The sequence below is a fragment of the Nocardia sp. NPDC060259 genome, from assembly GCF_042728775.1.
Taxonomy (GTDB): domain Bacteria; phylum Actinomycetota; class Actinomycetes; order Mycobacteriales; family Mycobacteriaceae; genus Nocardia.
Genome location: NZ_JBHXAY010000057.1, coordinates 16,933 through 43,831, shown reverse-complemented (window position 1 = coordinate 43,831; position 26,899 = coordinate 16,933). Strand labels below are relative to the sequence as shown.

The window sequence follows — 26,899 nt, the reverse complement described above, 5'->3', positions numbered from 1 at the left end:
GCTTGTGCCCCTGGGGGGGCCCCCCCCCGGTTTTTTGTGTGTGGGGGCGGGTGGGTTCGGGTTTTACCCCCACCCGCACCGGCCTTTCGCGTGCCCGTGTGACCACACTCACGTAACGGGGGTGTGGTGAGTGCGCGGCCACATCGATCCCCGGTCGCGGGTAAATTCCGCGCTGCGAAGTGTGAGCCACGGCACTCCGTACATGAACGGCAGGGAAAGGACGAGTGGCCGTCGATTCCCCACCTTCCGTGGATACAGCGAACGACTGGCTATCACAGCCCTGTATCGATTACCTTTCCAATCGAGCGGATTCGGAAATAGAAATTCCCGAAATACTCCTTCCGCTCGGTACTGACGTAAAAGACTGCATTGCGCAGGTCGAAAGGAAGTCGATCATGATCTCTCGCAAGACTCTCGCCGCCGCCGGTGTCACCGCTGCCGCCGCTGTCATGTTCTTCGGCCCGGCCGTCGCCAGCGCCGACACGGGCTCGGCCACCGGATCTGCCGAGCTCGCCGGTGTGGCCACCGGCTCGGCCGGCGTGCTCAGCGGTTCGGCCGCCGGTTCGAGCGTGCTCGAGTCGGGCAGCGGCGCGATCGACAGCGGCACCTCCGCGGTGGTCAACATCATCGAGGCGATCACCGGTATCCAGGAACTCACCGCGCCTGCCGCGTGATCTGATCGAGATAACGACCTGCTCCTCTTCGAGATGGTCTTGAAATCTGGCGACGGGCGTGAAAACCCGTCGCCAGATTCATTTCTGAATTGTTGATCTAGTTATCGGGCAGAACCCGCCTGTGCCGGCTCCGGCGGCGTTGACGGCAGTGCGCAACTCGGCGCGGTGACGTAGCCAACGCGGGCCGGGGGCAGACGGGTGTGCCCCCGTCTGACACTCTGGGATTGTGAATCCGTCAACTGCGCAGGCACGAGTGGTCGTCGACGAGCTCGTGCGCGGCGGCGTCCGCGAGGTGGTGCTGTGCCCCGGATCGCGTAATGCCCCACTGGCCTTCGCGCTGCAGGCGGAGGACGCGGCCGGGCGGCTACGGCTGCACATGCGTATCGATGAGCGCACCGCGGGCTTCCTCGCGGTCGGGCTCGCGGTGTCGTCCGGGCGCCCGGTGCCGGTCGTGATGACCTCGGGTACCGCGGTGGCCAACCTCGGGCCCGCGGTGCTGGAAGCCAACTACGCGCGGGTGCCGTTGATCGTCGTCAGCGCGAACCGGCCCTACGAGATGCTCGGTACCGGCGCCAATCAGACGGTCGAGCAGCTCGGCCTGTTCGGCAGCCAGGTCCGCGCCACCATCAGTCTCGGGCTCGCCGAAGCCGAGGCGGGCGAGTCGGCGTATCCGCGCCAGAACAGCGTGTGGCGCTCCTCGGTGTGCCGGGTGCTGGCCGCGGCGCGCGGAACCCGTTCCGGCAACGCCGGTCCGGTGCAGTTCGACATCCCGCTGCGCGAGCCGCTGGTCCCCGAGCTGTCCGACGATCCGCTGCCCGCGGGCCGTGCCGACGAACGGCCATGGACCGCGACCCAGTACGCCACCCTCGACGTGCCGCTCGACATCGACCTCACTCCCGACACCGTCGTCATCTCCGGGCACGGCGCGCGGTTGCTGCCCGAACTCGCCGAGCTGCCGACGGTGGCCGAGCCGACGGCGCCGATGCACGGTCCCGCCCTGCACCCGCTCGCACTGTCGCTGCTGAAGCCGACGCAGGCGATCATCACCGGCCGCCCGACCCTGCACCGCCAGGTCTCGCGGGTCCTCGCCGATCCGAATGTCACCGTCTTCGCGCTGACCACCGGACCGCGCTGGCCCGATGTCTCCGGCAATGTCGTCGGCACCGGCACCCGCGCGGTGACCACCGGCGCACCGCGCCACGAGTGGCTGGCGCGCTGCGCGGAGCTGAACCGGCAGGCGCAATCGGTGGTGCGCGACGAACTGTCGGCGCACCCGAAGGCGACCGGCCTGCATGTGGCCGCCGTCGTCATGGACTCGCTGCGCGACGGTGACCAGCTGCTGCTCGGCGCGTCGAACCCGGTTCGCGACGCGGCGCTGGTCTCGCATCCGCGGCCAGGCGTGCGGGTGCTGTCCAACCGTGGTGTCGCCGGGATCGACGGCACCGTCTCCGGCGCGGTCGGTGCCGCGCTGGCCCACCAGGGCCGCACCGTCGCGCTGATGGGCGACCTGACCTTCCTGCACGACGCGTCGGGCCTGCTGATCGGGCGCGGCGAACCGCGCCCGGACAACCTCACGATCGTCGTCGCCAACGACGACGGCGGTGGCATCTTCGAACTGCTCGAACAGGGCGACCCGCAGTACGCCGGCGTCTTCGAGCGGGTCTTCGGCACACCGCACGGCATGGATCTGGCCGCCCTGTGCGCCGCCTACCGGATCCCGCACCGCCAGGTCGACCCCGACGAGCTGGGTGTGGAGCTGGTCGGCGACGCGCACGGGCTGCGCGTGCTCGAGGTCGCGACCGAGCGTTCCAGCCTGCGCGAACTGCACGCGACCGTCCGGGCGAAGATCGCGCGCTGAGGCGTACCTCCGCATTCGCTCCGGCCGTGCGCTGGGCTGTCGGCGGCTTCGCCGACAGCGCCCATCAGGGTCTACGGCTCCTCGCCCTCGACGAACTCGTCGTCGAACGGGACGGGGATGGTCTGCTCGATCACGTCGGCGGGGTTCGCGGTGAAGGCATCGCGGTCGACATTGGCCGCCATCTGGTCGGAGTAGTCGGCGGCATCGGAGAAGGCGGGGTCGTCGGGGTCGCCGGCGGTGAAGGCCGTCTGTTCCTGTTCGATCCGATCGGCCTCGGGGACCTCGTCCAGCGGTCGGGCGGTTTCGTGGTCGATCATCGGTGCTCCTCGGTCGTCGCCTCGCACGTATGTCGCTGATCGTTGCGCCATCCAGCGTGCGCCGATTCGGGCCGCTCGGCAACCCGCGCGGCGATGAGTTTCCGGTGCTCGGTCCGTCTGTACAGGTATAGGCAGTCCGTCCTCGCTCAGGAGCGCACATGGAACCGCAGTTCGACTTCGCCCCCGCCGCCCGCACACTCGCCACCGTCGTCGCCGGCATCGCCGACGACCAGCTCGCCGCGCCGACGCCGTGCGTCGACACCACCGTGGGGACGCTGCTCTCCCACGTCGTCGGGCTGACCGAGGCGTTCCGGCAGGCCGCGACCAAGGAGTCCGACGGCCGGTCGGCGCCGCCCAGCCTCGACGACCCGCTGCCCGCAGGCTGGCGCGCCCTGATCCCCGCGCAGCTCGACGCGCTGACCGCCGCGTGGCGTGCGCCCGCGGCCTGGGATGGTGACGCCGAGGCCGGTGGCGTCGTGCTGCCTGCCGCGGTGATGGCAATGGTCGCCCTCGACGAGGTCACCATCCACGCCTGGGATCTGGCGGTCGCCACCGGGCAGTCCGTGACGGTCGACCCCGGCTATCTGCCGATCCTGCACGAATTCCTGCGCGACACCGACCCGTCCGGCACGCCCGGTCTGTTCGGCCCGGTGATCGCCGTTCCCGACGATGCGCCCGCGTTCGATCGCCTGCTCGGCCTCACCGGTCGCGACCCGGGGTGGCGGGCGACCGTGAGCGCAGCGGACCGCCAGGTTTGATCCGGTCGCACCACGGTCGACCTCGCCGAATACCAGCGCATGCTGGGCGAATTCGTCTCGAAGCAGGCACTCAGCGGACGAAGGCGCCGCCGATCGTGGCGAGGGCGGCTGCCTTGGCCGACTGGTCGGCGGCGGCCTCGTCGATGGGGTCGCCGCTGGCGAGCAGCCGGTAGTACAGCGGCGCGGAGACCGCGGACAGGACCGCCCGAGCGTCGGTGCCTGCGGGCGCTTCGCCGCGCGCGACGGCGGCGTCGACGCAGGGCGCCCATTCGGTGAGCCGGGTGTCGTAGAAGGTGTGCAGCGCCGCGGCGGTGCCCTCGTCGCAGGTGGACGCGGTGATGACGGCGCGGAACAGATTGCCCTGCCGTCGGTCGGCGAGAGTCTTGGCGACCAGCCGGGCATTGGCGGTGAGGTCGTCGAGCAGGGTGCCGGTTTCGGTGCGGGGCAGCGACTGCTCGGCCATGTCGACCAGCAGGTCGGCGACCAGCCCCGCCGGGGTGCGCCAGCGGCGATAGACCGTGGTCTTGCCGACCCCGGCCGTCGCGGCGACCTCGGCCAGATCGAGGTGGGCGAAGCCGCGGTCGGCGAGCAGATCACCGGCGACCTGCAGGACGGACTCGCGGACCCTGGCAGTGCGCCCACCTGGGCGAACAGACCCAGGCCAGGCGACATCGTGATTCATAACGGAACTCCTGTTTCATTTAGCGCGCATCGGGTGTACTGTCCGAAGTGTTAACGGAACTATAGACCCTTTAGGAGTTCTCATGGAGTACCGGCGGCTCGGCGCATCGGGTCTGCTCGTTCCCGCGCTCGGTTTCGGCGCGGGCACCTTCGGCGGACGCGGCGCCCTGTTCAGCGCCTGGGGCGATACCGATGCGGCGCAGGCCAGGCGCCTGGTCGACATCAGCCTCGAGGCCGGTGTCACCCTGTTCGACACGGCCGACGTCTATTCCGACGGCGCCTCGGAGGAGGTACTCGGCGCGGCGATCAAGGGCAGGCGCGAGCAGGTGCTGCTGTCGACCAAGTCGGCCCTGCCCACCGGCCCCGGCCCGCACGAGGCCGGTGCGAGCCGCGCCAGGCTGATCCGTGCCGTCGACGCCTCCCTGCGCCGCCTCGGCACCGACTACCTCGACCTGTTCCAGCTACACGCCTTCGACGCGGGCACCCCGCTGGCAGAAACCCTCACGGCCCTGGACGATCTCGTGCGCGCAGGCAAGATCCGCTACCTCGGTGTGTCCAACTACGCCGGGTGGGAATTGATGAAGGCACTGGCCACCGCCGAGGAGCTCGGCCTGGAAAAGCCCGTCGCGCACCAGGTCTACTACTCCCTCGTCGGCCGCGACTACGAATGGGAACTGATGCCGCTCGGCGCGGACCAGGGCGTCGGCGCGGTCGTCTGGAGCCCGCTGGGCTGGGGCAGGCTCACCGGCAAAGTGCGTCGCGGCCAGCCACTTCCGGCGGGCAGCAGGCTGCACGAGACCGCGCAGGCCGGCCCACCCGTCGACGACGAACACCTCTACGACGTCGTCGATGTCCTCGATCGCATCGCCGCCGACACCGGTCGCAGCGTCCCGCAGATCGCCCTCAACTGGCTGCTCACCAGGCCGACCGTCGCCACCGTCCTGATCGGTGCCCGCAACGAGGAACAGCTGCGCCAGAACCTGGGCGCCGTCGGCTGGCAGCTCGATCCGGAGCACCTGGCCGCCCTCGACGCGGCGAGCTCGACCACACCCCCGTACCCGTACTACCCGTATCACCGGCTGCCCGACTTCACCCGGCTGAACCCGCCTGCTGTGCGGGCGGCGTGAGTCAGTACACGTCGCGGACGTAGCGCTTTTCGGCGACGAGCTGCTTCTTGAAGGCCAGGGCGCCTGCTTCGTCCAGCTTGCCGTGGATCTGGGCGATGCGTAGCAGGGTGTCGTCGACGTCCTTGGCCATGCGGGCCGCGTCGCCGCAGACGTAGAAGTGGCCGCCGTCGCGTAGCCACGACCACAGCTCGGCGCCGTGCTCGATCATCCGGTGTTGCACGTAGATCCGCTCGCGCTGGTCGCGGGAGAAGGCCAGGTCGAGGCGGGTGAGGAAGCCGGAGCGGAACATGTCCTCGAGCTCGGAGCGGTAGTAGAAGTTCTGGGCGGCGTGCTGGTCGCCGAAGAACAGCCAGTTGCGTCCGGTCGCGCCGACGGCCCGGCGCTCGTGCAGGAACCCACGGAAAGGAGCGATACCGGTGCCCGGTCCCACCATGATCATCGGGGCGTTCGGGTCCAGCGGTGGGCGGAAATGCGGTGCCCGCTGCAGGAAGATCGGGACCTCGGCGCCCGCCCGGTCGGCGAGGAAGGTCGAGCACACGCCGCCGCGCCGGGCGGAGTCGCCCACCGGATCGCCGTAGCGGACGACACCCACGGTCAGCTGCACTTCGTCGGGGGTGGTCAGCGGGCTCGACGAGATCGAATACTGGCGTGGTTGCAGCTTTTTGAGTGCGCCGAGCCAGTCCACCAGATCGGTGCGCACCGGGAAGTCGCGCAGCACGTCCACGGCCTGGCGGTCCCACAGGTAGTTGGCGAGCTCGTTGCGGTTGTCGCGGCGCAGCAGCTTGGCAAGCTGCGGGTGCGGGTTGCGCTCGGCGATGAAGCCGAGCAGATCCTGGCTCACCTTGGTGATGTCGTAGTGCGTGCGCAGGGCCTCGGTGAGGGTGAGCTCGCGGTCGTCCAGCTCGATCACCCGGCGGCCGTCGAGGCCGGTGGCGGTGAGCCATTCCTCGACCAGCTCGGTGCCGTTGGCCGGCAGGACACCCAGCGAATCGCCGACCTCGTAGCTGGCGTCCAGGTCGTGCAGGTCGAAGCCGAAGCGCCGCACCTCCTTCGGCGAGCCGGGCGCGCTGAGCGTCTCATTGCGCATCAGGGTCGCCCGGACCGGCGACTGGCGGGTGAAAGGCGCCGGGGCGGCGCGCTGGACGCGGCTCGGCGCGGCGGTGAGCGGACGGTCGAGCACGATGGCTCCACCGCGACCCGAGGGCATGGACAGGGAGGGACCGGAACCCTGGTGTAACGCAGCACCGTTCGGGGCCGGGGTCGCGCCACCTCCGGTCGGGTCCGACGGTCCGGCGTCGCCTGCGGCCGAGCCGCCCAGTGCGGCGAGCACGTCGTCGAGCCACTGCTCGGCGGCATCGGTGAAGTCGGGTTCGCTGTCGACCCGCGGCACCAGCGGCTTGGCGCCGCGCTCGGCGAACAGGCGGTCGAGTTTGCGGCCGTGTCCACAGAAGTCGTCGTAGGAGGAGTCACCGAGGGCGAAGACCGCGTAGCGGACGCCGTTGAGGCGCACGATGCTGTCTTCGAGCCTGGTCCAGAAGTCGGCGCCGTTGTCGGGCGGGCCGCCGTCACCGAAGGTACTGGTGACGATGAGGATGTCGCCGGTGAGTGCCGACAGCTCACAGGAGTCCATGTCGAGCAGCGACGGCAGGAAGCCTGCCGCGGACAGCCGCGCGGCGACGGTGGCGGCGAGTTCCTCGGCGTTGCCGGTCTGGGAGGCCCACAGCACCGTCACCGGGGCGGCGGTCGCGGCATCGGCGCCCGCGACCTCGGTCGCGGCACCGGCGGTGCGCGAGTACATGCCGGCCAGCAGCCCGTCGACCCACAGCCGTGACTGCGCCGACAGCGGCGCGCTCGCGGGCAGCACCGGCTGCCCGGTCACCGGCAGCGATTGCAGTGCGGCGAGGTACCCGCCGAGGTAGATGCGCTCGGTCTCGCTGAGTGTCGGTGAGGTGGCCGCGTCCAGGCCCAGAATCCCGGCCAGGGGGTGGGTGGCAGGTTGCGCCGGCTGCCGGACCGGTTGTGCCGGGGCCTGCTCGGGTGCGGCGGCGGGGCCGACCCGGCGCAGCGCCACCGCGCACGCCTTGAACTCCGGCTGCAGCGAGGCGGGATCCACCGCGTCGTTGGTGACGGCGTTGATCGTCAGATATTCGCCCTGTTCGTCGTTCCAGTGGAAAGGAGCAAAGCAATCACCTGGCCGCACCCGATCACTGATCTGCACCGGCAGCACGGCACGGCCACGGCGCGAGGCGATTTCGAGCTGGTCGCCGGGCTTCAGGTCGAGGCGCCGGGCGTCTTCGGGGTGTACCTCGACGAACGGCGCGCCGTTGAGCTTGGTCAGCTTGGCGACCTTGCCGGTCTTGGTCATCGTGTGCCACTGATGCTGCAGGCGGCCGGTATTGAGCAGGAACGGGTAGTCGTCGTCGGGCAGTTCGGCGGCGGGCAGATGCGGGCGGGCGAAGAACACCGCGCGCCTGCTCGGGGTGGCGAACGCGAGTCGAGGGGTGGTGCCGTCGGCCTCGACGTGCAGCGGCTGGTTGGTGCCGTCGTTGACGTAGCGGATCGGGTTGCGCGGGGAATCGCTGTCGCGGCACGGCCACTGCATCGGGCCTTCGCGCAGCCGCTCGTAGCTCATGCCGCTCAGGTCGTAGCCGGTCGCCGGGTTGGTGAACTGCCGCAGTTCGGCGAACACCTCGGCGCTCGAGGCGAAGTCGAAACCGGGGAAACCCATGGCCGTGGCGACCTGCGCGATCAGCAACCAGTCCGGCCGCGCGTCGCCGACCGGATCGACCGACTGCCGCAGCAGGGTGACATTGCGTTCCGAATTCACCATCACCGCATCGGCTTCGGCCCACAGCGTGGCGGGCAGCAGCAGATCGGCGTAGGCGTTGGTGGCGGTCTCGGTGTACGCGTCCTGCACCACGACCAGCTCGGCCGCCTCCAGTCCCGCGATCACCGTTTTGCGATTGGCCACGGTGGCGACGGGATTCGTGCAGATAATCCAGGCGGCCTTGATCTCGCCGTCGGCCAGGCCGCGGAACATGTCGATGGTGCCGGGGCCCGCCTCGGTCCGCAGGGTATCCGCGGGCAGGTCCCACGCGGTCTCGACGAAGGTCCGGTCGGCGGGGGAGAGCAGGCTGCGCTGGCCGGGCAGACCAGGTCCCATGTAGCCCATCTCGCGGCCGCCCATGGCATTGGGCTGGCCGGTCAGCGAGAACGGGCCGCTGCCGGGGCGACAGATCGCGCCGGTCGCCAGGTGCAGGTTCACCAGCGCGTTGGTGTTCCAGGTGCCGTGGGTGGACTGGTTGAGTCCCATCGTCCACAGCGACATCCACTCGCCCGCCTCGGCGATCATCATCGCCGCGGTGCGGATGTCGGCCTCGGCCAGGCCGGTGAGCTCGGCGACCCTGGCGGGCGGGTAGTCGGCGAGGAACTCGGGCATCGCCTCCCAGCCCTCGGTGTGCTCGGCGATGAAGGCGGTGTCGATCGCGCCGTCGGCGACAAGCAGGTGCAGCAGGCCGTTGAGCAGCGCGAGGTCGGTGCCGGGCGCGATCTGCAGGAACAGGTCGGCGCGGGCCGCGGTCTCGGTGCGGCGCGGGTCGACCACGATCAGTTTGGCGCCCGCCTTGAGCCGGTCGGCCATCCGCAGGTAGAGGATCGGGTGGCAGTCGGCCATGTTCGCGCCGGAGACGAAGAACAGGTCGGCGTGCTCGAAGTCGTCGTAGGAGCCGGGCGGACCGTCGGCGCCGAGCGACTGCTTGTAGCCGGTGCCCGCGCTGGCCATGCACAGCCGGGAATTGGCTTCGATGTGCTTGGTCCGCAGGTAGCCCTTGGCCAGCTTGGTCGCCAGGTACTGGGCTTCGAGCGACATCTGCCCGGAGACGTAGAGGGCGATCGCGTCGGGCCCGTGCTCGTCGAGGATCGCGCGCAGCCGCGTGGCGGTCTCGTGGACGGCTTCGTCGACCGGCAGCGGAACGGGAACCTGACCGCGCTCAGGGCGGTGATAGGCGGACTCCATCCGGCCTGGGGCGGCCATCATCTCGGCGTGCGTCGCGCCCTTGGTGCACAGCCTGCCCGCGTTCGCCGGATGCAGCTTGTCGCCGCTGACCTTCGCGATCAACCGCGCGCCCGACTGATCAGTCTTGGTCTGGACGCTGATGCCGCAGCCGACGCCGCAGTACGAGCACTGTGTACGCACAGCGCCCGTGTCGCGGATGTCAGCTTCCCCTGTCATGTCTCCGATCATCCGCACCTGTCGTTGCGCTCGATTTACCGAACGTTATGTCCAGGTGACAATCGACCTCACACGTCAAAATTTTCACTGTGAGGTCGAGACCGGAATATCGGCCCTGATCAGGGCATGTTCCGACAGGGAAGCGCCCGCCGCGCGCTGTCCCGGAGTGACCGGATTCACTCCGGGATCGAGGGGTCTCAGCCCAGTTTGTAGCCGCGATGCAGCGCCACCACACCACCGGTGAGGTCACGCCACTGCACCGAGTCCCAGCCCGCGTCGGCGATGCGCCGGGCCAGCCTGCGCTGGTTCGGCCACGCGCGGATCGACTCGGCGAGGTACACGTACGCGTCGGGGTTGGAGCTGACCGCCCGCGCCACCCGCGGCAGCGCCTTCATCAGGTACTCCATGTAGACGGTGCGGAACGGCCCGAACACCGGGGTGGAGAACTCGCAGACCACCACGCGGCCGCCCGGCTTGGTCACCCGCAGCATCTCGCGCAGCGCCAGATCGATATCGGCGACATTGCGCAGGCCGAAGGAGATGGTCACCGCGTCGAAGGAATTGTCGGCGAACGGCAGCGCCATGGCATCGCCCGCCACCATCGGCACCTGCCGGAACCGGCCCGCGGCGAGCATGCCCTGGGAGAAGTCGGTGGCTACGCACCAGGCGCCCGACTTGCCGAGCTCCACGGTCGAGACCCCGGTGCCCGCCGCCAGGTCGAGCACCCGCTCACCCGGTCGCAGCCCGAGCGCGCGCCGCGTCGCCCACCGCCAGTACCGATCCTGGCCACCGGAGATGACCGTGTTGGTGAGGTCGTAGCGCTTCGCCACACCGTCGAACATCGACGCGACCTCGTGGGGTTGCTTGTCCAGCGAAGCCCGAATCGGTTCCCGCTGCTCTGTTGTCGCCACGAATCGAGCTTATCGGCCGCGTCCTGCTATGCCGAGCGCGGCAAGCGGTCGCGCATGCCGGTGACATCGGCGTAGTGGGTCATCAGCTCGGTGCAGATGGCGGGCCAGGTGCGATGCAGCACCGACTTGCGGGCCGCCGTCGCGAACCGGGCGCGCTGGCTCGGATCACGCAGCGCCGAGACCGCGCTGGGCAGCAGTTCGGCGAACCGGTCGACCGGCAGCAGATAGCCGTTGCGGCAGTGCGCGATCAGATCGCGCGGCCCGCCCGCATCGGGACCGATCACCGGCACACCGGAGGACAGCGCCTCCTGCACACCCTGGCAGAACGTCTCGTGCTCGCCAGGATGCACCATCACGTCCAGGCTCGCGTAATGCGTGGCCAGCTCGCTGCCGCCGAGCTCACCGGTGAACACCGCGTCCGGCATCAGCCGGCTCAGCTGTGCCCGATCCGGCCCGTCGCCCACCACGACCAGCTGGATCGAGGGATCACCGGCCAGCGCGGCGAGTCGTTCGACGTGCTTCTCCGGCGCGAGCCTGCCGACGAAACCGACGACCAGCCGGTCCTGCGAGCCGAGCCAGCTCGCCCGCAATTCGGCGCTGCGCGCGGCCGGGTTGAACCGGTCGATGTCGACGCCACGGCCCCAGCGGTGCACCCGCGGAATGCCGTGGTCGGCCAGGTCCCGCGCGGCCGCCGAGGAGGGCGCCAGCGTGCGCGTCGCGCCTTCGTGGATCCGGCGCGTCCACGCCCAGGCCGCCCGCGCGGCCAGCCCGAGACCGTAGCTCTTGGCGAAGCCGGCCACATCGGTCTGATACACCGCGATCGAGGGCAGATCGAGCCGGGTCGCGGCCGCCAGCCCACCGGCGCCGAGCAGGAACGGCGAGGCCAGATGCACCACGTCCGGATCGAAGGCGGCGATCGCGGCGGTGATCCCCGGCTGCGGCAGGCCGACCGGCAGCGAACTGACCTTGGGCACCATCATCGCCGGCACCCGGTGCACCGGGAAACGGCCGTGGAAGCGCGGGGCGGGCGGCACGCCGCGCAGGGTGTCGGGCGCCACGATCATCGCGTCGTGCCCGTGCTGGTCCAGGTGGTCCAACACCCGCAACACGGAGTTGACGACGCCGTTCATGTTCGGCAGGAAAGACTCCGAGACGATGGCTACGCGCACTCTCTCAGGGTGACCGCCACACCGCGCGGCACACCCACACCGACGTGAAGCAGGGACGAACAGCAGACGAAGTTACGCCGCGCGCTGCTTGCGGCGCACCAGCCACAGCGCAGGCAGCGCCAGCGCCCAGACCACCACGATCACCGACGCCGCCGGAATGATCGCCACCCGCGCATCGCGCCCGGCGACCCGGACCAGATCGGGGTCACGCACGCTGTACTCCACATTGATCCGCTGGCCCGCGGTCAGATTGGTCGGATACAGGATGCCGACCTTCGGATTGTGGGTCACGCTGTCGGGCGTCACGTACATCACCGCCGAACGCAACCGGCCCGCCGAGAGCACCTCGCCCGAGGTGACGCCACGATGATTCTCGATCTCGTAATCGTTGCGCCAGGCCGCGAGGACCAGCAGCACCATCAGCACGCTGATCACCGTCGCGGTACCGAGCACTCCGGTGCTCACCCGTCGCAGGCGCTTCGTCCGCCTCTCCGACTGGCTGGTTTCCGACACGCCGCCACCCTAGTCGGATGCTGCGCTAGCGTGTCGCCCATGTCCCGAAAATTCAGCTTCACCGTGCCCTACACCGTCCCGGTCGAAGAGCTTCACCGGGCACTCGTCGACGATGCGGTCTGGCAGGAGCGCTTCGCCGCCGCCGACACCGCAACTGTCGAACTGTCCCATCCCGAAGGGCCGGGTTCCATTCTCCTGAAAATGACGGAAACCCCTGGTCGGGACAAGGTTCCCGGCCTGGTGCGCAAGGTCCTCAAGAGCGACCTGGTGCTCTCACGCACCGACAACTGGCGACCGCTGGAGGGTGAGGTCGCCAAGGGCAGCTTCACCGGCAAAACCGGCGGAATCACCACCGAGATGTCGGGCACCTACGAACTGCGCCCCACCGCCGAGGGCAGCGAGATCGAGGTCGTCGGCACCGTCACCGTGAAGGTGCCGCTCGTCGGCGGCGCGATCGAGCCGCTCGCCGAGCAGCTGCACCAGCGCGTCCTCAACAGCGAACGCAAGTTCCTCGAGGGCTGGTTCGCCAAGAACTGACACCCACGGCGGTGCCGTCGACCCGGGCGGCACCGCACCTGACGGGTGAGCTCAGCTGAACGGGGGTAGGTCGTCGGCGCGTAGCGAGGCGCGTCCCGCTGCCCGCCAGGCGCGCGCGGTGATGTCGAGGTCCTCGTCGGTCACCAGATTGCCCATCACCCGAACGGCCGTGCGCTGTAGGTACTTCGAGCGCATCACCGGCGGCCCGCCGAGCGGGACCATCTTCGGGTGGGTGGCCAGGCCGGCGAGCCTGCGCGCCACCGAGAACGTGCGGCCGTACCGGTCACGCAGCAGCTGCGGCCACACCCGGCTCAGATCGGGCTCGTCCAGCAGCCCGGCGAGCATGTGCCCGCCTTCCAGGCCGTAGTCGATGCCCTCACCGTTGAGCGGATTCACGCAACCCGCGGCGTCACCGACGAGCACCCAGTTCGGCCCGGCCACCCCCGACACCGCACCGCCCATCGGCAGCAGCGCCGACGCGACGGCACGCAGCTCGCCCTCGAGCTCCCATTCCTCGCGGCGCAGCCGGGTGTAGTGCTCGATCAGCGGCTTGAGCGCGATGTGCGACGGCCGCTGTTCGGTCGCCAGCGAACCGACGCCGATGTTCACCTCGCCGTTGCCGAGCGGGAAGATCCAGCCGTAGCCGGGCACCAGTTCGTCGGCCGCGTTGCGCAGCTCGAGGTGCGAGGAGATCCACTGGTCGTCGCTGCGTCCCGACTTGATGTAGGCGCGCGCCGCGGTCCCGTAGGCGAAGCGCCGATGCCAGGTGCGGCCCAACTGTTTTCCGATGGGGGAGCGCACGCCGTCGGCCACGACGAGCACCCGGCAGCGCACCGAGTGGGTGGCATCGCCGATGCGGACCGTCACGCCGGTGACCCGCTCGCCCTCGCGCAGCACCTCGGTGACCTTCGCGCCGTCGACCATCCTGGCACCGGATTTGATCGCGGTCTCGCGCAGCTTGTCGTCGAGTTCGGTTCGGGGAACAGCGCTTCCGTACGTCGGGAACGACCCGTTCGGCCACGGCAGCAACGCCTCCCTGCCGAAACCGGCCATCCGCAGGCCGTGGTTCACCGTGTGCGCGCGCAGCCACTCGCCGAGGCCGAGGTGCTCGAGCTCGGCGGTCGCGCGCGGCGTCAGCCCGTCGCCACAGGTCTTGTCCCGCGGGAAGACCGCGGAATCGAGCAGCAGCACATCGCGTCCGGCGCGCGCGGCCCAGGCCGCCGACGCCGAACCGGCGGGCCCGGCACCGACGACCAGCACCTCGACGGCGGCAGGCAGGACAGCGCGGTCGGCGGGGGTGAAGTCCGGTGAACCCATGGCTCAATACTGGCACCCCAGGGCGCTGTGCGAGAGTGTCGGGTACACCGGGAATAGTCACTGTGTGACGGTGTTCATCGGCGTGGGCGCCGGAACACGCTAGGTTGCTACCCGTCGGGGTCGGACGCATCGCTGGGAGAAGATAATGAGCACATCGGCTGTGAGCGACGAGAGCACCGTGGTTGCCGGGGTAGATCTCGTCGATCCCGAACTCGCCGCCACCGTGCGCGACGGCCTGGCCGCGGTCGAGAAACTGCTCGTCGACGAACTCTCCGACGGCGAGGAATTCCTCCAGGAAGCCGCACTGCACCTGGCCAGGGCAGGCGGCAAGCGGTTCCGCCCGCTGTTCACCGTGCTGACCGGTCAGCTCGGCCCCAATCCCACCGACCCGGCGCTGGTTACCGCGGGCACCGTCGTGGAGCTGGTGCACCTGGCCACGCTGTACCACGACGACGTGATGGACGAGGCCACGCAGCGGCGCGGCGCGGTCAGCGTCAACGCGCGCTGGGGCAACAACATCGCGATCCTGGCAGGCGACTACCTGTTCGCGCACGCCTCCCGGCTCACCTCGACGCTCGGCCCCGACGCGGTCCGGATCATCGCCGAGACCTTCGCCGAGCTGGTCACCGGCCAGATGCGGGAAACCATGGGCGCCAAGCAGTCCCAGGATCCGGTCGAGCACTACCTGCGCGTGGTCTGGGAGAAGACCGGCTCGCTCATCGCCGCGGCGGGCCGTTTCGGCGGCACCTTCTCCGGCGCCGGGTCCGAGCACGTCGAGCGGCTGGCCCGCCTCGGTGACGCCGTCGGCACCGCCTTCCAGATCTCCGACGACATCATCGACATCTCCTCCTCGGCCGAACAGTCCGGCAAGACCCCCGGCACCGACCTGCGCGAGGGCGTGCACACCCTGCCCGTGCTCTACGCCCTGCGCGAGTCCGGCGCCGACGGCGACCGCCTGCGCACCCTGCTCGACCACCCGCTGGAATCCGATGCCGAGGTCGAGGAGGCGCTGGAGCTGCTGCGTCGCTCACCTGGCATGGCCAAGGCCAAGGAAAAGCTCCAGGAGTACGCGGACCTCGCCGACGCCGAACTGTCCGCCCTCCCCGCGGGCCCGGCCAACGAAGCTCTCAGCCGCCTCGTTCGCTACACCATCGAGCGGGTGGGCTGACCAGGAACTATCGCCGCCACGCACTCGTTGACCTGACGCGAAGCAACACCAGATTTCGCGCGAACATGGGTAACTCGCCGGGTACGCCCAGAACTGTTCACGTGGTCGACCGCAGGCCCGACGCCTGACGAACCAAGCGCCCGAGAACCGGCAAAAGGCGCGGGGAGGCGGAAATGCCCAATGGGATCAAGACGTTTGGATTGATGGTCGGGCTGTCGGCGTTGATCGTCGCCATCGGGGCGATGTTCCGCAGCCCGACGATCCTGATCATCTCGATCGTGCTGGCCGTCGGCATGAACGCCTACGCGTACTTCAACAGCGACAAACTGGCGCTGAAGGCGATGCACGCGCAACCGGTCAGCGAACTGGAAGCGCCGGTCATGTACCGGATCGTGCGCGAACTCGCGACCACGGCCCGCCAGCCGATGCCGCGGCTCTACATCAGCCCCACCAACGCGCCCAACGCGTTCGCGACCGGTCGTAACCCCCGGCACGCGGCGGTCTGCTGCACCAGCGGCATCCTGCAGTTGCTCGACGAGCGGGAGTTACGCGCGGTTCTCGGCCACGAGCTGTCGCACGTCTACAACCGCGACATCCTGATCTCGTCGGTGGCGGGCGCGATGGCCTCGATCATCACCGGACTCGCGAACATGGCGTTCTTCGCCAGCTCGTTCGGCAGCAGGGACGGTCAGGGCCCGAACGTCATCGCGGTGCTGCTCGTCTCGCTGCTCGGCCCGATCGCCGCCGGCCTGATCAAGATGGCGGTATCGCGATCGCGCGAGTTCCAGGCCGATCAGTCCGGCGCCGAACTCACCGGTGACCCGCTGGCACTGGCCTCGGCCCTGCGCAAGATCGAACGCGGCGTCCAGGTGGCCCCGCTGCCGCCGGATCCCAAGCTCACCAGCGAATCGCACCTGATGATCGCCAACCCGTTCCGCGCGGGCGACCGCATCGCCCGCTGGTACTCGACACACCCGCCGATGGAAGAGCGCATCAGGCGGCTGGAGGAAATGGCGGGCGGCACCCACCGGCACTGAGCGCCGCCCCGCCCCCTACCTGTAGTTCACGAACTGCAGGGCGATGCCGAAGTCCTCGCCCTTGAGCAGGGAGATCACGGCCTGCAGGTCGTCGCGCTTCTTGCTGCTGACCCGCAGCTCCTCGCCCTGGATCTGCGCCTTCACGCCCTTGGGGCCCTCGTCGCGGATCTTCTTGGAGATCTTCTTCGCCTTCTCGGTATCGATGCCCTGCACCAGCGTGCCGGTGATCTTGAACACCTTGCCGGAGGCCTGCGGCTCGCCGGCGTCGAACGCCTTCAGCGAGATGTCACGGCGGATCAGCTTCTCCTTGAACACCTCGAGCGCGGCCTTGACCCGCTCCTCGGCGTTCGCGGTCAGCACGATGGCCTCCTCGCCCGACCACGCGATCGACGCGTCGGTGCCCTTGAAGTCGTAGCGGGAGTTCAGCTCCTTCTCCGCCTGGTGCAGCGCGTTGTCGACCTCCTGGCGATCGACCTTGCTCACCACGTCGAATGACGAATCGGCCACACTGCGCTCCTGTCCCTCACGGTCTGACAATGGGTGCGCCGACAGGTGTGCCGGCCACCGAGACAGTTGTACCCGCATGCCTGGTCCGACCGTGCTCGCAGGGTCGTTGTGCAGGCGGTTTGCATTGGGGGTGTGGGTTCGTTGTAAGCTGCTCAGCGCACCGGAAACGGCGCACAAGGCAGATTGCCCGAGCGGCCAATGGGAGCAGACTGTAAATCTGTCGGTGAAAGCCTACGTAGGTTCGAATCCTACATCTGCCACATCGAACCCCGTCGATCATCAGATCGGCGGGGTTCTTTGGTGCTTGCCCGCCTCGCTTGCCCGCCTAGCTTGCCCGCCTCTCCGCGAATCTGCGTGTCGTCCGGTAGCTCGACTGTTCGTTCTCGGGCTCACGTTGTGCTCGTGGTGGCTCGGAGGCGGGTGGGGAGTTACCCATGTTCTCGGGTGATCAGTGGGTTGCCTGGGGAAAAAGTGGGTCCTAGCTGGCGATTTGGTAGTGCTGGCGGGTAGTGTGTAATCTTCTTCAGGACGCCGGAGCACGGGGTCGCGCTGATCGGCCCGCCGATACAGACTCTGTGCCACGTAGTCATGCCCCCTTAGCTCAGTCGGCAGAGCGTTTCCATGGTAAGGAAAAGGTCAACGGTTCGATTCCGTTAGGGGGCTCGCCGGATTGCCGGTGGTGACCGACTTTCCCGCCGGCCCACCGTAACAGGTCCGCCGTGGCGGTGTAGCTCAGTCGGTAGAGCAAACGACTCATAATCGTTGTGTCGCCGGTTCAAGTCCGGCCATCGCTACCAATAACGACTCAGCCCAGACCGGAAAGAAGGCATATCGTGGCCGCGAAGTCCACCGATGTCCGGCCAAAGATCACCTTGGCCTGCGAAGAGTGCAAGCATCGCAACTACATCACCAAGAAGAACCGGCGCAACGACCCGGACCGCCTCGAGCTGAAGAAGTTCTGCCCGAACTGCGGAACCCACCGGGCGCACCGCGAGTCGCGCTGATTCTCCAGAACATTTGCCGAAGGCCGGACGAAAGTCCGGCCTTTGTGCTTTTCCGGGGTCGAAACAGTACCCCGGGTGGGCGGTGTTTACACCCCCGGACGGCTTGTGAGCGGTCTACGTGTGAGTAAGGTCCAGGTGGTGACACTGAACACCGGAACTGACGAAGCGGTCACCGCCGCAGCCGCCGAACCGTTCGATCCCGCCGCACACGCGGCGGCGATGGTCGGCCACCACTACCGTGTCGACGACTTCTACGAGGTCGGCCGCGAGAAGGTGCGCGAATACGCCCGTGCCGTGCAGGACTACCACCCGGTGCACTGGGAGGAAGACATCGCGCGCGAGTACGGCCACCAGGGCCTGCTCGCCCCGCTCACCTTCATCTCGCTGGTCGGCATCCTCGCCCAGCGCAAGCTGTTCGAGCGAATCGTCACCGGCTACGACCTGAGCCAGATCATGCAGACCGACCAGATCCTGGAGTTCCACCGCCCGATCCGGGTGGGCGACCAGCTGACCTGTGATGTGTACCTGCATTCCTTCCGGCAGGCCTTCGGCGGCGACATCATCGTCACCAAGAACATCGTCACCGCCCAGGACGACGAGCTGGTGCTCACCACCTACACCACGCTGATCGGCCGCAGCGGCGCCGACATCGATCCGGCGATGTCGGACGCGGTCCGCAACATCCTCATGCACGGCCTCGAGGAGCCCGACCATCACGCGCCGGCCGAGCTCCCCGCCGAGCTCACCCCCGATCCGGTCACCAGGCAGCCGGAGCCTGCCGTCCCCACACACGCCCTGTCCTTCGACAGCGTGGCCGCGGGCGATGAACTGCCGCCGCGCACCGTCCGGCTCACCCGTGGCGATCTGGTGAACTACGCGGGCGTGTCCGGCGACGCCAACCCGATCCACTGGAGCGACGAAATCGTGAAGATGGTCGGCCTGGACGACGTGGTCGCGCACGGCATGCTCACGATGGGCCTCGGCGGCGGTTTCGTCACCTCGTGGCTCGGTGATCCCGGTGCGGTGAAGGAGTACAACGTCCGGTTCACCAGCCCGGTCTTCGTCGGCGCCGAGTCCCCTGCCGAGGTCGAGTTCACCGGTAAGGTGAAGTCGGTCGATCCGGAGACCAGGACCGCGGTCGTCGCCATCACGGCGAAGTCGGCGGGCAAGAAGATCTTCGGACGCGCCACGGCAACCGTTCAGCTGTCCTGACCTGGTCGGCTGTACCGGATTGGCGAATACCGCACGCGGTAACGTACACTCGGGACTCTGGGGTCACCGGCTGCTGCGCGCTGATCTTCCCGGGGAGTAGATCCCCACGGAAGCGGCGCGCATGTTGTGTGACACCAGAGCTCGATAATCGAATATCGACTGTGGTTGGACAACGCAGCTCAGGCTGGTTCAACCGAAGGGGCGTAGCTCAATTGGCAGAGCAGCGGTCTCCAAAACCGCAGGTTGCAGGTTCAAGTCCTGTCGCCCCTGCCCTGAATGCCAGCGACGAGGAAGGATCGACGTGAGCGACGAGCGGGATACTCGCGCCGAAGACGGCGACGACACCGCCGCTGCCACTCGGCCGAGCGGCAAGCGGACAGCTCGTCGTGCGCGCACGTCGGATGCTCCGGCGGACACCGGTTCGGTGGCCACGCTGGACCGGCCCTCCTTGCGCAAGGCAGACAAGACTGCCGGGAAGGCCAAATCGGGCAACCCGTTCAAGCGGCTGCTCAAGTTCCTGCGAGAGGTCATCGCGGAACTGCGCAAGGTGATCTGGCCGAACCGGAAGCAGATGGTCACCTATACGGCCGTCGTTCTGGTGTTCGTGGTCTTCATGGTCGCGTTCATCTACGGGATCGATATTGCGTTCATCACGGGTGTCGACTGGCTGTTCGGCTGATCGCCGACACCCCACGCCGGTAGCCGATCGCGGGCCGGAACGGCGGAGTGTGCCTCCGCGCACCTGACCCGGCCCAGACGATGTACGTGACGACACAGGAAGCGAGTGCCGAAGTGAGCACCCCGGAGAACGAAACAAACGCCGAGTTCCCGGTTGACGACACTGTCGTGGCGGAGACCGCCGCCGACGAGGTCGAGGCCACCACCGAGCTCGCTGACGCCGACGCGGCCGACGAGGCCGTCGTCGAGGCCGTCGCCACCGAGGAAGACCCCGAAGCCGACCCCGTCGAGTCGATGAAGGCCAAGCTGCGCCGCGTCCCCGGCGACTGGTACGTCGTGCACTCCTACGCCGGCTACGAGAACAAGGTCAAGACCAACCTCGAGACCCGCGTGCAGAACCTCGGCCTCGAGGACTACATCTTCCAGGTCGAGGTGCCGACCGAAGAGGTCACCGAGATCAAGAACGGGCAGAAGAAGAACGTCAACCGCAAGGTGCTGCCCGGCTACATCCTGGTCCGGATGGAACTGAACAACGAGTCGTGGGGCGCGGTCCGCAACACCCCCGGCGTCACCGGTTTCGTCGGCATGACCGGCGGTGGCCCCGGCGCCAAGCCGACCCCGCTGACCATCAACGAGGTCGTGAAGTTCCTGGTCCCGGCCGGTGCGCAGGCGCAGAAGAAGGCGGCCGCCGCCGCTGCCGCGTCCGGTGCGGACACCGGTGCCGCTGCCGCGGGCAAGCCGGTCATCGAGGTCGACTTCGAGGTCGGCGAGTCGGTCACCGTCATGGACGGCCCGTTCGCGACGCTGCCCGCCAGCATCAGCGAGGTCAACGCCGAGCAGCAGAAGCTCAAGGTGCTCGTCTCGATCTTCGGTCGCGAGACCCCGGTCGAGCTGAACTTCACCCAGGTTTCCAAGATCTAGCTCGAACCAGCTTCGCAACGGCACCGCCTCGGCGGTGCCGTTGTCGTTGATCGACCCTCCCGGCTGCGGCCGCCGCGGCGCGGTTCGGTAGAGTGTGACAGTTCGTGTGTAGACCCGCGCCAGGCGGTTTCCGCCCGGTGTGACGGTCGTGCGCGAATGCCGGGCTTGGACCCGGCGTGGGAGCGATCCCGCAACAGGCTTACGGCAACCGTAAGGAACCGAAACCCAAGGAAGAAAGATGCCCCCCAAGAAGAAGAAGCTCGCCGGGATCATCAAGCTGCAGATCCAGGCCGGTGCCGCGAACCCGGCTCCTCCGGTCGGCCCCGCGCTCGGTCAGCACGGCGTCAACATCATGGAGTTCTGCAAGGCGTACAACGCCGCGACCGAGTCGCAGCGTGGCAACGTCATCCCGGTCGAGATCTCGGTGTACGAGGACCGGACGTTCGACTTCAAGCTGAAGACCCCGCCCGCCGCGCGTCTGCTGCTCAAGGCCGCCGGTGTGCAGAAGGGCTCGGCCGAGCCGCACAAGACCAAGGTCGCCAAGGTCACCATGGACCAGGTCCGGGAGATCGCCAAGACCAAGGCCGAGGATCTCAACGCCACCGATCTCGATCAGGCCGCGAAGATCATCGCCGGTACCGCCCGCTCGATGGGTATCACCGTCGAAGGCTGAGCGAATCTCGCTCCATGTGGGAGGGCCGGCCAGGCCCGGAAACCACATCTGAACTCGCAACTTTAAGGACAGAGAAACATGGCAAAGCGAAGCAAGGCGTATCTCGCCGCTGCTGAGAAGGTCGATCGCGACAAGCTGTACTCCCCGCTGGCCGCTGCGCGCCTGGCGAAGGAGACCTCCACCACCAAGACCGACGCGACCGTCGAGGTCGCCGTTCGTCTCGGCGTGGACCCCCGTAAGGCCGACCAGATGGTCCGCGGCACCGTCAACCTGCCGCACGGCACCGGTAAGACCGCCCGCGTCATCGTGTTCGCCGCAGGCGAGAAGGCCGCCGAGGCCGAGGCCGCCGGTGCCGACGCCGTTGGCGCCGAGGACCTGATCGAGCGGATCCAGGGCGGCTGGCTGGACTTCGACGCCGCGATCGCCACCCCGGACCAGATGGCCAAGGTCGGCCGCATCGCGCGTGTCCTCGGCCCGCGTGGTCTGATGCCGAACCCGAAGACGGGCACCGTCACCAACGATGTGACCAAGGCCGTCAACGACATCAAGGGCGGCAAGATCAACTTCCGCGTCGACAAGCAGGCCAACCTGCACTTCGTCATCGGCAAGGCGTCCTTCGACGACGCCAAGCTGGTGGAGAACTACGGCGCCGCGCTGGACGAGATCCTGCGTGTGAAGCCGTCGACCGCCAAGGGCCGCTACGTCAAGAAGATCACGGTTTCGACCAACACCGGACCGGGCATCCCGGTGGACCCGAACCGCACCCGCAACCTCCTCGACGAGGATGCGTGAGCTTCTCCTGACAGGTAGCTCCTGATCGACCACGAGGGTGGGAACGCACTGCGTTCCCACCCTCGCGGTTTTCCGGGGTCGGTCGAGCGCCTACTTCGGGTCGGCGTGTTCGGTGTCGCGCCAGCCGAGCAGCACGGACTCGCCGCGCTGGGGTTTCCACGGCAGGAATATCGCCACGATCACCGCGCACACCAGGACCGCGCCCGCGGCGACGAGCGAGGCGGCGTGCGCACCCTGCAGAGTCGCCGACTTCATCGCGACGATCAGATTCTCGCGCTGGGTCTCGAAGAACGGGGCGAGTTCGCGTTTGCGCAGCTCGAGCACGCTGAGCGGACTGGCCTTGACCAGTTCCTTCTCCCGGTCGTTCATGATGCCGACGGGAATCGCGTCGATCCTGGCGCCGATCCGGCTGGTGTAGTAGGAGGCCACGATCGACCCGAGGACGGCGACGCCGAGGGTGCCGCCGATCTCCCGGGTGGTGTCGTTGACCGCCGATCCGGCACCCGCCTCGTCCAGCGGCAGCGAGGACATGATCGATTCCGTCGCAGGCCCTTGCACGATGCCGAGGCCGAGCGCCATGAACACCATCGACGGCAGCACCCCGATCAGATAGCTGCTGTCCACCGTGACCTGGCCGCCCAGATAGAGCCCGAGTCCGGTGAGCAGCAGGCCGATCACCAGCACCGCGGTGGTGCCGACGCGCTGTGCCAGCAGCGTGGCGACGGGCGCGCCGATCGCGACCGAGAACGCGAACGGCAGGGACGCGATACCGAATTCGAGTGGCGTGTATTCCCGCACGCCCTGGAAATACTGGGTGATCAGGAACAGGAATCCGAACATCGAGAAATACCCGATCGCAATTGCCAAGGCGGGCAACGAGAATCGGCGATTACGGAACAGGCGCATATCGAGAATCGGTGCGGCGGTGCGCAATTCCCAGACGACGAAGGCGGCGAGCAGTACGACGCCCAGTGTCGCGGTGCACAGCGTGGTGAGTGAGAGCCACCCGTTGTGCGGCGCCTCGATGATCGCCCACACCACCAGCGTTATGCCCGCGATCGACAGGAAGATGCCGGGCAGATCCAGCTTGCCGACCTGGTCGGCGCGCGATTCCGGCACCCAGATCAGCGTCGCGACCAGCGCGGCCAGCGCCACCGGCACATTGATCCAGAACACCGAGTGCCAGCTGAAGTGCTCGAGCAGCCAGCCGCCCGAGATCGGGCCGATGGCGATGGCGAAACCGGCCATCGCGGTCCAGGCGGCGATGGCCAGCGCGCGTTCGCGCTTGTCGGTGAAGATGTTGATGATCAGGGCCAGGGTGGCGGGGAAGACGGCGGCGGCGAAGACGCCCATCGCCGCGCGGGCCGCGATGACCTGGGTCATCGATTCGGCGAGCGCGCCGCCGACCGACATCACGGCGATGCCGACCAGGCCGACGATCATGATCCGCCTGCGGCCGTATCGGTCACCGAGATTGCCCGCCGCGAGCAGCAGTCCGGCGAAGGTGAGGGTGTAGGCGTCGACGACCCACTGCAGGCCGGAGACGCCGGTCTGCAGTTGGACGCCGATAGAAGGGAGGGCGACATTGACGATGGTGTTGTCGAGAACCACCAGCAGTTCGGCCAGGCAGATCACGGCGAGTGCGAGGAATCGCTGTGAACGCCGGTCCAGCAGCATTGGTGGAGCGACTATGGAGGTTGCCATAGTTAGGAAGTGAAGCAGGTTACTGTCACCGAACGTAACACCTTTCCGGTGAGATTGCTGCCACTTCGGACCGTCAACTGTGAGCCACGACACAATCGAAACCGGCGAATCCGGCGCTGCCGGGGGCGTTTTGGCAGATCGGGGCAGGTGCCGGTACAGTGGACTCCGGTCATCGACATGTTCGATGACTACCCATTCGTTCTACCGAAGACCGTTGGTCGTCGATGCCGCTTGCGTGGTGTCGGTCGAAGGTCCGGCGACATTGCCGGCGGCCCACGCAGGGAGAGCTGAGGCCGATACTTTCGCGCCCCGGTACGCCTTGCGTCCGGGGCGTTAGTTTTGTCGCCGGCCCCTGAATTCGGTAGTGCGCGTTCACGAACCGACATCAGAGAGGAGGCGAAGTATGGCGAAGCCTGAAAAGGTCACCGCTGTCGCGGAGATCGCGGAGCAGTTCAAGAACTCCACGGCCACTGTTGTCACGGAATACCGTGGTCTTTCGGTCGGCAAGCTCACCGAGCTGCGTCGTGCGCTCGGCGCCGAGGCCACGTACTCCGTCGCCAAGAACACCCTGGTCAAGCTCGCGGCCGCGGAAGCGGGCGTCGAGGGCCTGGACGACTTGTTCGTCGGACCGACCGCCATCACCTTCATCCAGGGTGAGCCGGTCAACGCCGCGAAGGCGCTCAAGACCTTCGCCAAGGACAACAAGGCGCTCGTCATCAAGGGCGGCTACATGGACGGCGCTGCGCTGTCCGTGTCCGAGGTCGAGAAGATCGCCGACCTGGAGACCCGCGAGGTCCTGCTGGCCAAGCTGGCCGGTGCGATGAAGGGCAACATGTCCAAGGCTGCCGGGCTGTTCTCGGCTCCCGCAGGTCAGGTGGCCCGTCTGGCCGCCGCGCTGCAGGAGAAGAAGCAGGCCGAAGGCGCTGCCGAGTAATACCCCCGCACGGGTATTACGCCCGCGCGCACAAGACATTCACCACCGAAAGGAACAATCATGGCCAAGCTGTCCACCGAAGAGCTGCTCGAGGTTTTCTCGGAGATGACCCTCCTGGAGCTGTCCGGCTTCGTGAAGGCGTTCGAGGAGAAGTTCGAGGTCACCGCCGCTGCCCCCGTCGCCGTTGCCGCTGCCGGTGGCGCCGCTGCTCCGGCCGAGGCCGCTGAGGAGCAGGACGAGTTCGACGTCATCCTCGAGGGTGCGGGCGACAAGAAGATCCAGGTCATCAAGGTGGTCCGTGAGATCGTCTCCGGCCTGGGCCTGAAGGAAGCCAAGGACCTGGTCGAGGGTGCCCCGAAGCCGATCCTGGAGAAGGTCGCCAAGGAGGCCGCCGAGGCTGCCAAGGCGAAGCTGGAAGAGGCCGGCGCCAAGGTGTCCGTCAAGTAATTCAGCGCTTCGCGTTTGCGAACGGGCGGTCCTTTCGAGGGCCGCCCGTTTGTCATTTATCCCGACATGGGAAGGTGATACGCGCTGTAGCACTGGGCGGGTTACTCTTCAGTCATGTAGGGGTGTGCCCCGTCTCACTCATGGGTTACAGTGACCGGACCCACAGTGTCGTGACGCACCGCCGTGATGTGAGCGCGCGGTCAGCGGGTGGGGTGCTCGCAGGGAACAATGGAGGTAGGCGTGGGCGTCGAGGTCAGGACCGAGGGTGTTACCAAGTCCTTCGGTTCGCAGCGAATTTGGCAGGACGTGTCGATCACGCTCCCTTCGGGTGAGGTGAGCGCCCTGCTCGGCCCTTCGGGTACGGGTAAGTCGGTGTTCCTGAAGTCGCTCATCGGTCTGTTGCGGCCGGAGCGCGGGTCCATCTTCATCGATGGCACCGATATCACCACCTGCTCCAACAAGGAGCTCTACGAGATCCGCAAACTGTTCGGCGTCCTTTTCCAGGACGGCGCGCTGTTCGGCTCGATGAACCTGTTCGACAACATCGCTTTCCCCCTTCGTGAGCACACGAAGAAGTCGGAAACCGAGATCAAGCGCATCGTCATGGAGAAGCTCGAGCTGACCGGTCTGCTCGGCGCCGAGAACAAGCTCCCCGGCGAGATCTCCGGCGGTATGCGCAAGCGTGCCGGCCTGGCCCGCGCGCTGGTCCTCGACCCGCAGATCATCCTGGTCGACGAGCCCGACTCCGGTCTCGACCCCGTGCGTACCTCGTACCTGGCGCAGTTGCTGCTCAACATCAACGCCCAGATCGACGCCACGATCCTCATCGTGACGCACAACATCAACCTGGCCCGTACCGTGCCGGACAACATCGGCATGCTCTTCCGCCGCCAGTTGGTCATGTTCGGCCCGCGCGAGGTGCTGCTGACCAGCGAGGAGCCGGTCGTCAAGCAGTTCCTCAACGGCCGCATGATCGGCCCGATCGGCATGTCCGAGGAGAAGGACGAGGCGCAGATGGCGCGCGAGCAGGCGCTCGTCGACGCCGGTCACCACCACGGTGGCGCCGAGGAGATCGAGGGCATCATCCCGCAGATGAAGGCCGAGCCGGGCATGCCCGCTCGCCAGGCCGTCTTCCGCCGCCAGGCGCGGGTGCGTGAGATCATGCACACCCTGCCGCACGCGGCCCAGGTGGCGATCCGCGAGTCGCTCGACGAGTCCGCCGACGACACCCAGGTGATGGCCGCCTACGGCAGCGAGCACCCCACCGCCCAGTTCGACACCAAGACGATTCCGCACGGCCAGATCAACAGCTGAGCGACTTTCACTCCCCCTACGAGCCCCGGCCACTCGGCCGGGGCTCGTAGTGCGTTCAGGGGCGGTCGCGGCAATGGCACGACCGGAAAAACGGGCGCTGAGCGGCGGTTACGCGAGTTGGCGCACACGGCGTGTCGCGAGTAAAATGGCCGCGGTTCCGGACGGGGATGCGCAGCGCGCCAGTCGATCTCACTTCTCGGACAGACCGCGCCGCGCCACTTGACGAGGCGGGCGCGAACCGTCACCCTATTCACAGCAGCGTCAGCTGTTACAGGGGCTTCAGCGCCCAGAACACCCGACGCGGCCAGCGTCACGGGAGTTCGGCGCGTTTGCCGTGTGAGCGGTCGCACGGATGGTACGTTGACACCCCCGTGTATGTGGGTGTAAGTTTGGACGTTGCGCTGGCTGCCTCCTG

At 67.9% G+C, this 26,899-nt stretch carries 25 protein-coding genes and 4 tRNA genes; 20 read left to right on the top strand and 9 right to left on the bottom strand.

What is annotated here, in order from left to right; all coding sequences use genetic code 11:
- Positions 1-395: 395 nt before the first annotated feature.
- Both ACFWF2_RS20755 and menD read left to right on the top strand, forming a co-directional pair.
- Positions 396-674 (top strand): hypothetical protein, encoded by a 279-nt coding sequence (locus ACFWF2_RS20755; protein WP_379309060.1) that lies wholly within the window; start codon positions 396-398, stop codon positions 672-674.
- A 226-nt stretch (positions 675-900) separates the two neighbouring features.
- Positions 901-2,532, top strand: coding sequence for a 2-succinyl-5-enolpyruvyl-6-hydroxy-3-cyclohexene-1-carboxylic-acid synthase (menD, locus tag ACFWF2_RS20750; protein ID WP_379309059.1), 1,632 nt, complete (start codon positions 901-903; stop codon positions 2,530-2,532).
- A gap of 71 nt (positions 2,533-2,603) precedes the next feature.
- Here menD and ACFWF2_RS20745 read toward each other — a convergent pair whose 3' ends face one another.
- A complete protein-coding gene (locus tag ACFWF2_RS20745; RefSeq protein ID WP_379309058.1) occupies positions 2,604-2,849 on the bottom strand; it encodes a hypothetical protein in 246 nt (81 codons plus the stop codon).
- Positions 2,850-3,007: 158 nt separating this feature from the next.
- Here ACFWF2_RS20745 and ACFWF2_RS20740 point away from each other — a divergent pair, with 158 nt between their 5' ends.
- A complete protein-coding gene (locus ACFWF2_RS20740) occupies positions 3,008-3,607 on the top strand; it encodes a TIGR03086 family metal-binding protein (protein WP_379309057.1) in 600 nt (199 codons plus the stop codon).
- A 70-nt stretch (positions 3,608-3,677) separates the two neighbouring features.
- On the opposite strand, the gene ACFWF2_RS20735 is transcribed toward ACFWF2_RS20740, so the two are convergent.
- Positions 3,678-4,289: a TetR/AcrR family transcriptional regulator gene (locus ACFWF2_RS20735; protein ID WP_379309056.1), complete on the bottom strand. Its 612-nt coding sequence runs from the start codon at positions 4,287-4,289 to the stop codon at positions 3,678-3,680.
- 82 nt (positions 4,290-4,371) lie between these two features.
- Between ACFWF2_RS20735 and ACFWF2_RS20730 the strand changes: the two genes are divergently transcribed.
- The gene (locus tag ACFWF2_RS20730) at positions 4,372-5,415 is read left to right on the top strand and encodes an aldo/keto reductase (protein WP_379309055.1); all 1,044 of its coding nucleotides are present in this window, start codon (positions 4,372-4,374) and stop codon (positions 5,413-5,415) included.
- A gap of 1 nt (position 5,416) precedes the next feature.
- Here the strand turns inward: ACFWF2_RS20730 and ACFWF2_RS20725 are convergent, their stop codons facing one another.
- From ACFWF2_RS20725 to ACFWF2_RS20710, 4 genes are all read right to left on the bottom strand, one after another.
- A complete protein-coding gene (locus ACFWF2_RS20725) occupies positions 5,417-9,658 on the bottom strand; it encodes a molybdopterin-dependent oxidoreductase (RefSeq protein ID WP_379309054.1) in 4,242 nt (1,413 codons plus the stop codon).
- 185 nt (positions 9,659-9,843) lie between these two features.
- Positions 9,844-10,557 (bottom strand): demethylmenaquinone methyltransferase, encoded by a 714-nt coding sequence (locus tag ACFWF2_RS20720; RefSeq protein ID WP_189025588.1) that lies wholly within the window; start codon positions 10,555-10,557, stop codon positions 9,844-9,846.
- A 26-nt stretch (positions 10,558-10,583) separates the two neighbouring features.
- Complete coding sequence (locus tag ACFWF2_RS20715; RefSeq protein WP_379309053.1) at positions 10,584-11,726, bottom strand: glycosyltransferase family 4 protein; 1,143 nt, start codon at positions 11,724-11,726, stop codon at positions 10,584-10,586.
- Positions 11,727-11,798: 72 nt separating this feature from the next.
- Positions 11,799-12,239 carry a DUF3592 domain-containing protein gene (locus ACFWF2_RS20710; protein ID WP_379309052.1) on the bottom strand — a complete coding sequence of 147 codons (441 nt, stop codon included), beginning with the start codon at positions 12,237-12,239 and terminating at the stop codon, positions 11,799-11,801.
- Between the two features lie 39 nt (positions 12,240-12,278).
- Here ACFWF2_RS20710 and ACFWF2_RS20705 point away from each other — a divergent pair, with 39 nt between their 5' ends.
- Positions 12,279-12,776 (top strand): DUF2505 domain-containing protein, encoded by a 498-nt coding sequence (locus ACFWF2_RS20705; RefSeq protein ID WP_379309051.1) that lies wholly within the window; start codon positions 12,279-12,281, stop codon positions 12,774-12,776.
- Between the two features lie 51 nt (positions 12,777-12,827).
- On the opposite strand, the gene ACFWF2_RS20700 is transcribed toward ACFWF2_RS20705, so the two are convergent.
- Positions 12,828-14,093: a geranylgeranyl reductase family protein gene (locus ACFWF2_RS20700; RefSeq protein ID WP_379309050.1), complete on the bottom strand. Its 1,266-nt coding sequence runs from the start codon at positions 14,091-14,093 to the stop codon at positions 12,828-12,830.
- Between the two features lie 145 nt (positions 14,094-14,238).
- Between ACFWF2_RS20700 and ACFWF2_RS20695 the strand changes: the two genes are divergently transcribed.
- Together ACFWF2_RS20695 and htpX are read left to right on the top strand one after the other, a co-directional pair.
- Positions 14,239-15,261: a polyprenyl synthetase family protein gene (locus ACFWF2_RS20695; protein ID WP_379309049.1), complete on the top strand. Its 1,023-nt coding sequence runs from the start codon at positions 14,239-14,241 to the stop codon at positions 15,259-15,261.
- A 173-nt stretch (positions 15,262-15,434) separates the two neighbouring features.
- A complete protein-coding gene (gene htpX, locus ACFWF2_RS20690; RefSeq protein ID WP_379309047.1) occupies positions 15,435-16,298 on the top strand; it encodes a zinc metalloprotease HtpX in 864 nt (287 codons plus the stop codon).
- Positions 16,299-16,313: 15 nt separating this feature from the next.
- Here htpX and ACFWF2_RS20685 read toward each other — a convergent pair whose 3' ends face one another.
- Complete coding sequence (locus tag ACFWF2_RS20685; protein WP_379309046.1) at positions 16,314-16,805, bottom strand: YajQ family cyclic di-GMP-binding protein; 492 nt, start codon at positions 16,803-16,805, stop codon at positions 16,314-16,316.
- Positions 16,806-16,982: 177 nt separating this feature from the next.
- On the opposite strand from ACFWF2_RS20685, the gene ACFWF2_RS20680 reads away from it, so the two are divergent.
- From ACFWF2_RS20680 to rplA, 10 genes are all read left to right on the top strand, one after another.
- Positions 16,983-17,065, top strand: a tRNA-Tyr gene (locus tag ACFWF2_RS20680).
- Between the two features lie 330 nt (positions 17,066-17,395).
- Positions 17,396-17,468, top strand: a tRNA-Thr gene (locus ACFWF2_RS20675).
- Between the two features lie 58 nt (positions 17,469-17,526).
- A tRNA-Met gene (locus tag ACFWF2_RS20670) sits at positions 17,527-17,602 on the top strand.
- 36 nt (positions 17,603-17,638) lie between these two features.
- On the top strand, positions 17,639-17,809 hold the full coding sequence (gene rpmG, locus ACFWF2_RS20665) for a 50S ribosomal protein L33 (protein WP_019049401.1): 171 nt from the start codon (positions 17,639-17,641) through the stop codon (positions 17,807-17,809).
- 144 nt (positions 17,810-17,953) lie between these two features.
- The gene (locus ACFWF2_RS20660; RefSeq protein ID WP_379309063.1) at positions 17,954-19,021 is read left to right on the top strand and encodes a fused (3R)-hydroxyacyl-ACP dehydratase subunits HadA/HadB; all 1,068 of its coding nucleotides are present in this window, start codon (positions 17,954-17,956) and stop codon (positions 19,019-19,021) included.
- A gap of 197 nt (positions 19,022-19,218) precedes the next feature.
- Positions 19,219-19,291: transfer RNA gene (locus ACFWF2_RS20655), tRNA-Trp, on the top strand.
- A 31-nt stretch (positions 19,292-19,322) separates the two neighbouring features.
- Positions 19,323-19,700, top strand: a complete 378-nt coding sequence (gene secE / locus ACFWF2_RS20650) for a preprotein translocase subunit SecE (RefSeq protein WP_379309045.1) — start codon at positions 19,323-19,325, stop codon at positions 19,698-19,700.
- A 113-nt stretch (positions 19,701-19,813) separates the two neighbouring features.
- A complete protein-coding gene (gene nusG / locus ACFWF2_RS20645; RefSeq protein ID WP_379309061.1) occupies positions 19,814-20,620 on the top strand; it encodes a transcription termination/antitermination protein NusG in 807 nt (268 codons plus the stop codon).
- 238 nt (positions 20,621-20,858) lie between these two features.
- The gene (rplK, locus tag ACFWF2_RS20640) at positions 20,859-21,293 is read left to right on the top strand and encodes a 50S ribosomal protein L11 (RefSeq protein ID WP_019049397.1); all 435 of its coding nucleotides are present in this window, start codon (positions 20,859-20,861) and stop codon (positions 21,291-21,293) included.
- Between the two features lie 78 nt (positions 21,294-21,371).
- Positions 21,372-22,085: a 50S ribosomal protein L1 gene (gene rplA, locus ACFWF2_RS20635; protein ID WP_336084266.1), complete on the top strand. Its 714-nt coding sequence runs from the start codon at positions 21,372-21,374 to the stop codon at positions 22,083-22,085.
- Between the two features lie 90 nt (positions 22,086-22,175).
- Here rplA and ACFWF2_RS20630 read toward each other — a convergent pair whose 3' ends face one another.
- Positions 22,176-23,789: an MFS transporter gene (locus ACFWF2_RS20630; RefSeq protein ID WP_379309044.1), complete on the bottom strand. Its 1,614-nt coding sequence runs from the start codon at positions 23,787-23,789 to the stop codon at positions 22,176-22,178.
- Positions 23,790-24,192: 403 nt separating this feature from the next.
- Between ACFWF2_RS20630 and rplJ the strand changes: the two genes are divergently transcribed.
- The 3 genes from rplJ (at position 24,193) to ACFWF2_RS20615 (ending at position 26,484) form a co-directional block, all read left to right on the top strand.
- Positions 24,193-24,723 (top strand): 50S ribosomal protein L10, encoded by a 531-nt coding sequence (gene rplJ, locus ACFWF2_RS20625; protein ID WP_189025604.1) that lies wholly within the window; start codon positions 24,193-24,195, stop codon positions 24,721-24,723.
- 60 nt (positions 24,724-24,783) lie between these two features.
- Positions 24,784-25,170 carry a 50S ribosomal protein L7/L12 gene (rplL, locus tag ACFWF2_RS20620; protein WP_379309043.1) on the top strand — a complete coding sequence of 129 codons (387 nt, stop codon included), beginning with the start codon at positions 24,784-24,786 and terminating at the stop codon, positions 25,168-25,170.
- 228 nt (positions 25,171-25,398) lie between these two features.
- Complete coding sequence (locus ACFWF2_RS20615) at positions 25,399-26,484, top strand: ABC transporter ATP-binding protein (RefSeq protein WP_379309042.1); 1,086 nt, start codon at positions 25,399-25,401, stop codon at positions 26,482-26,484.
- Positions 26,485-26,899 lie beyond the last annotated feature (415 nt).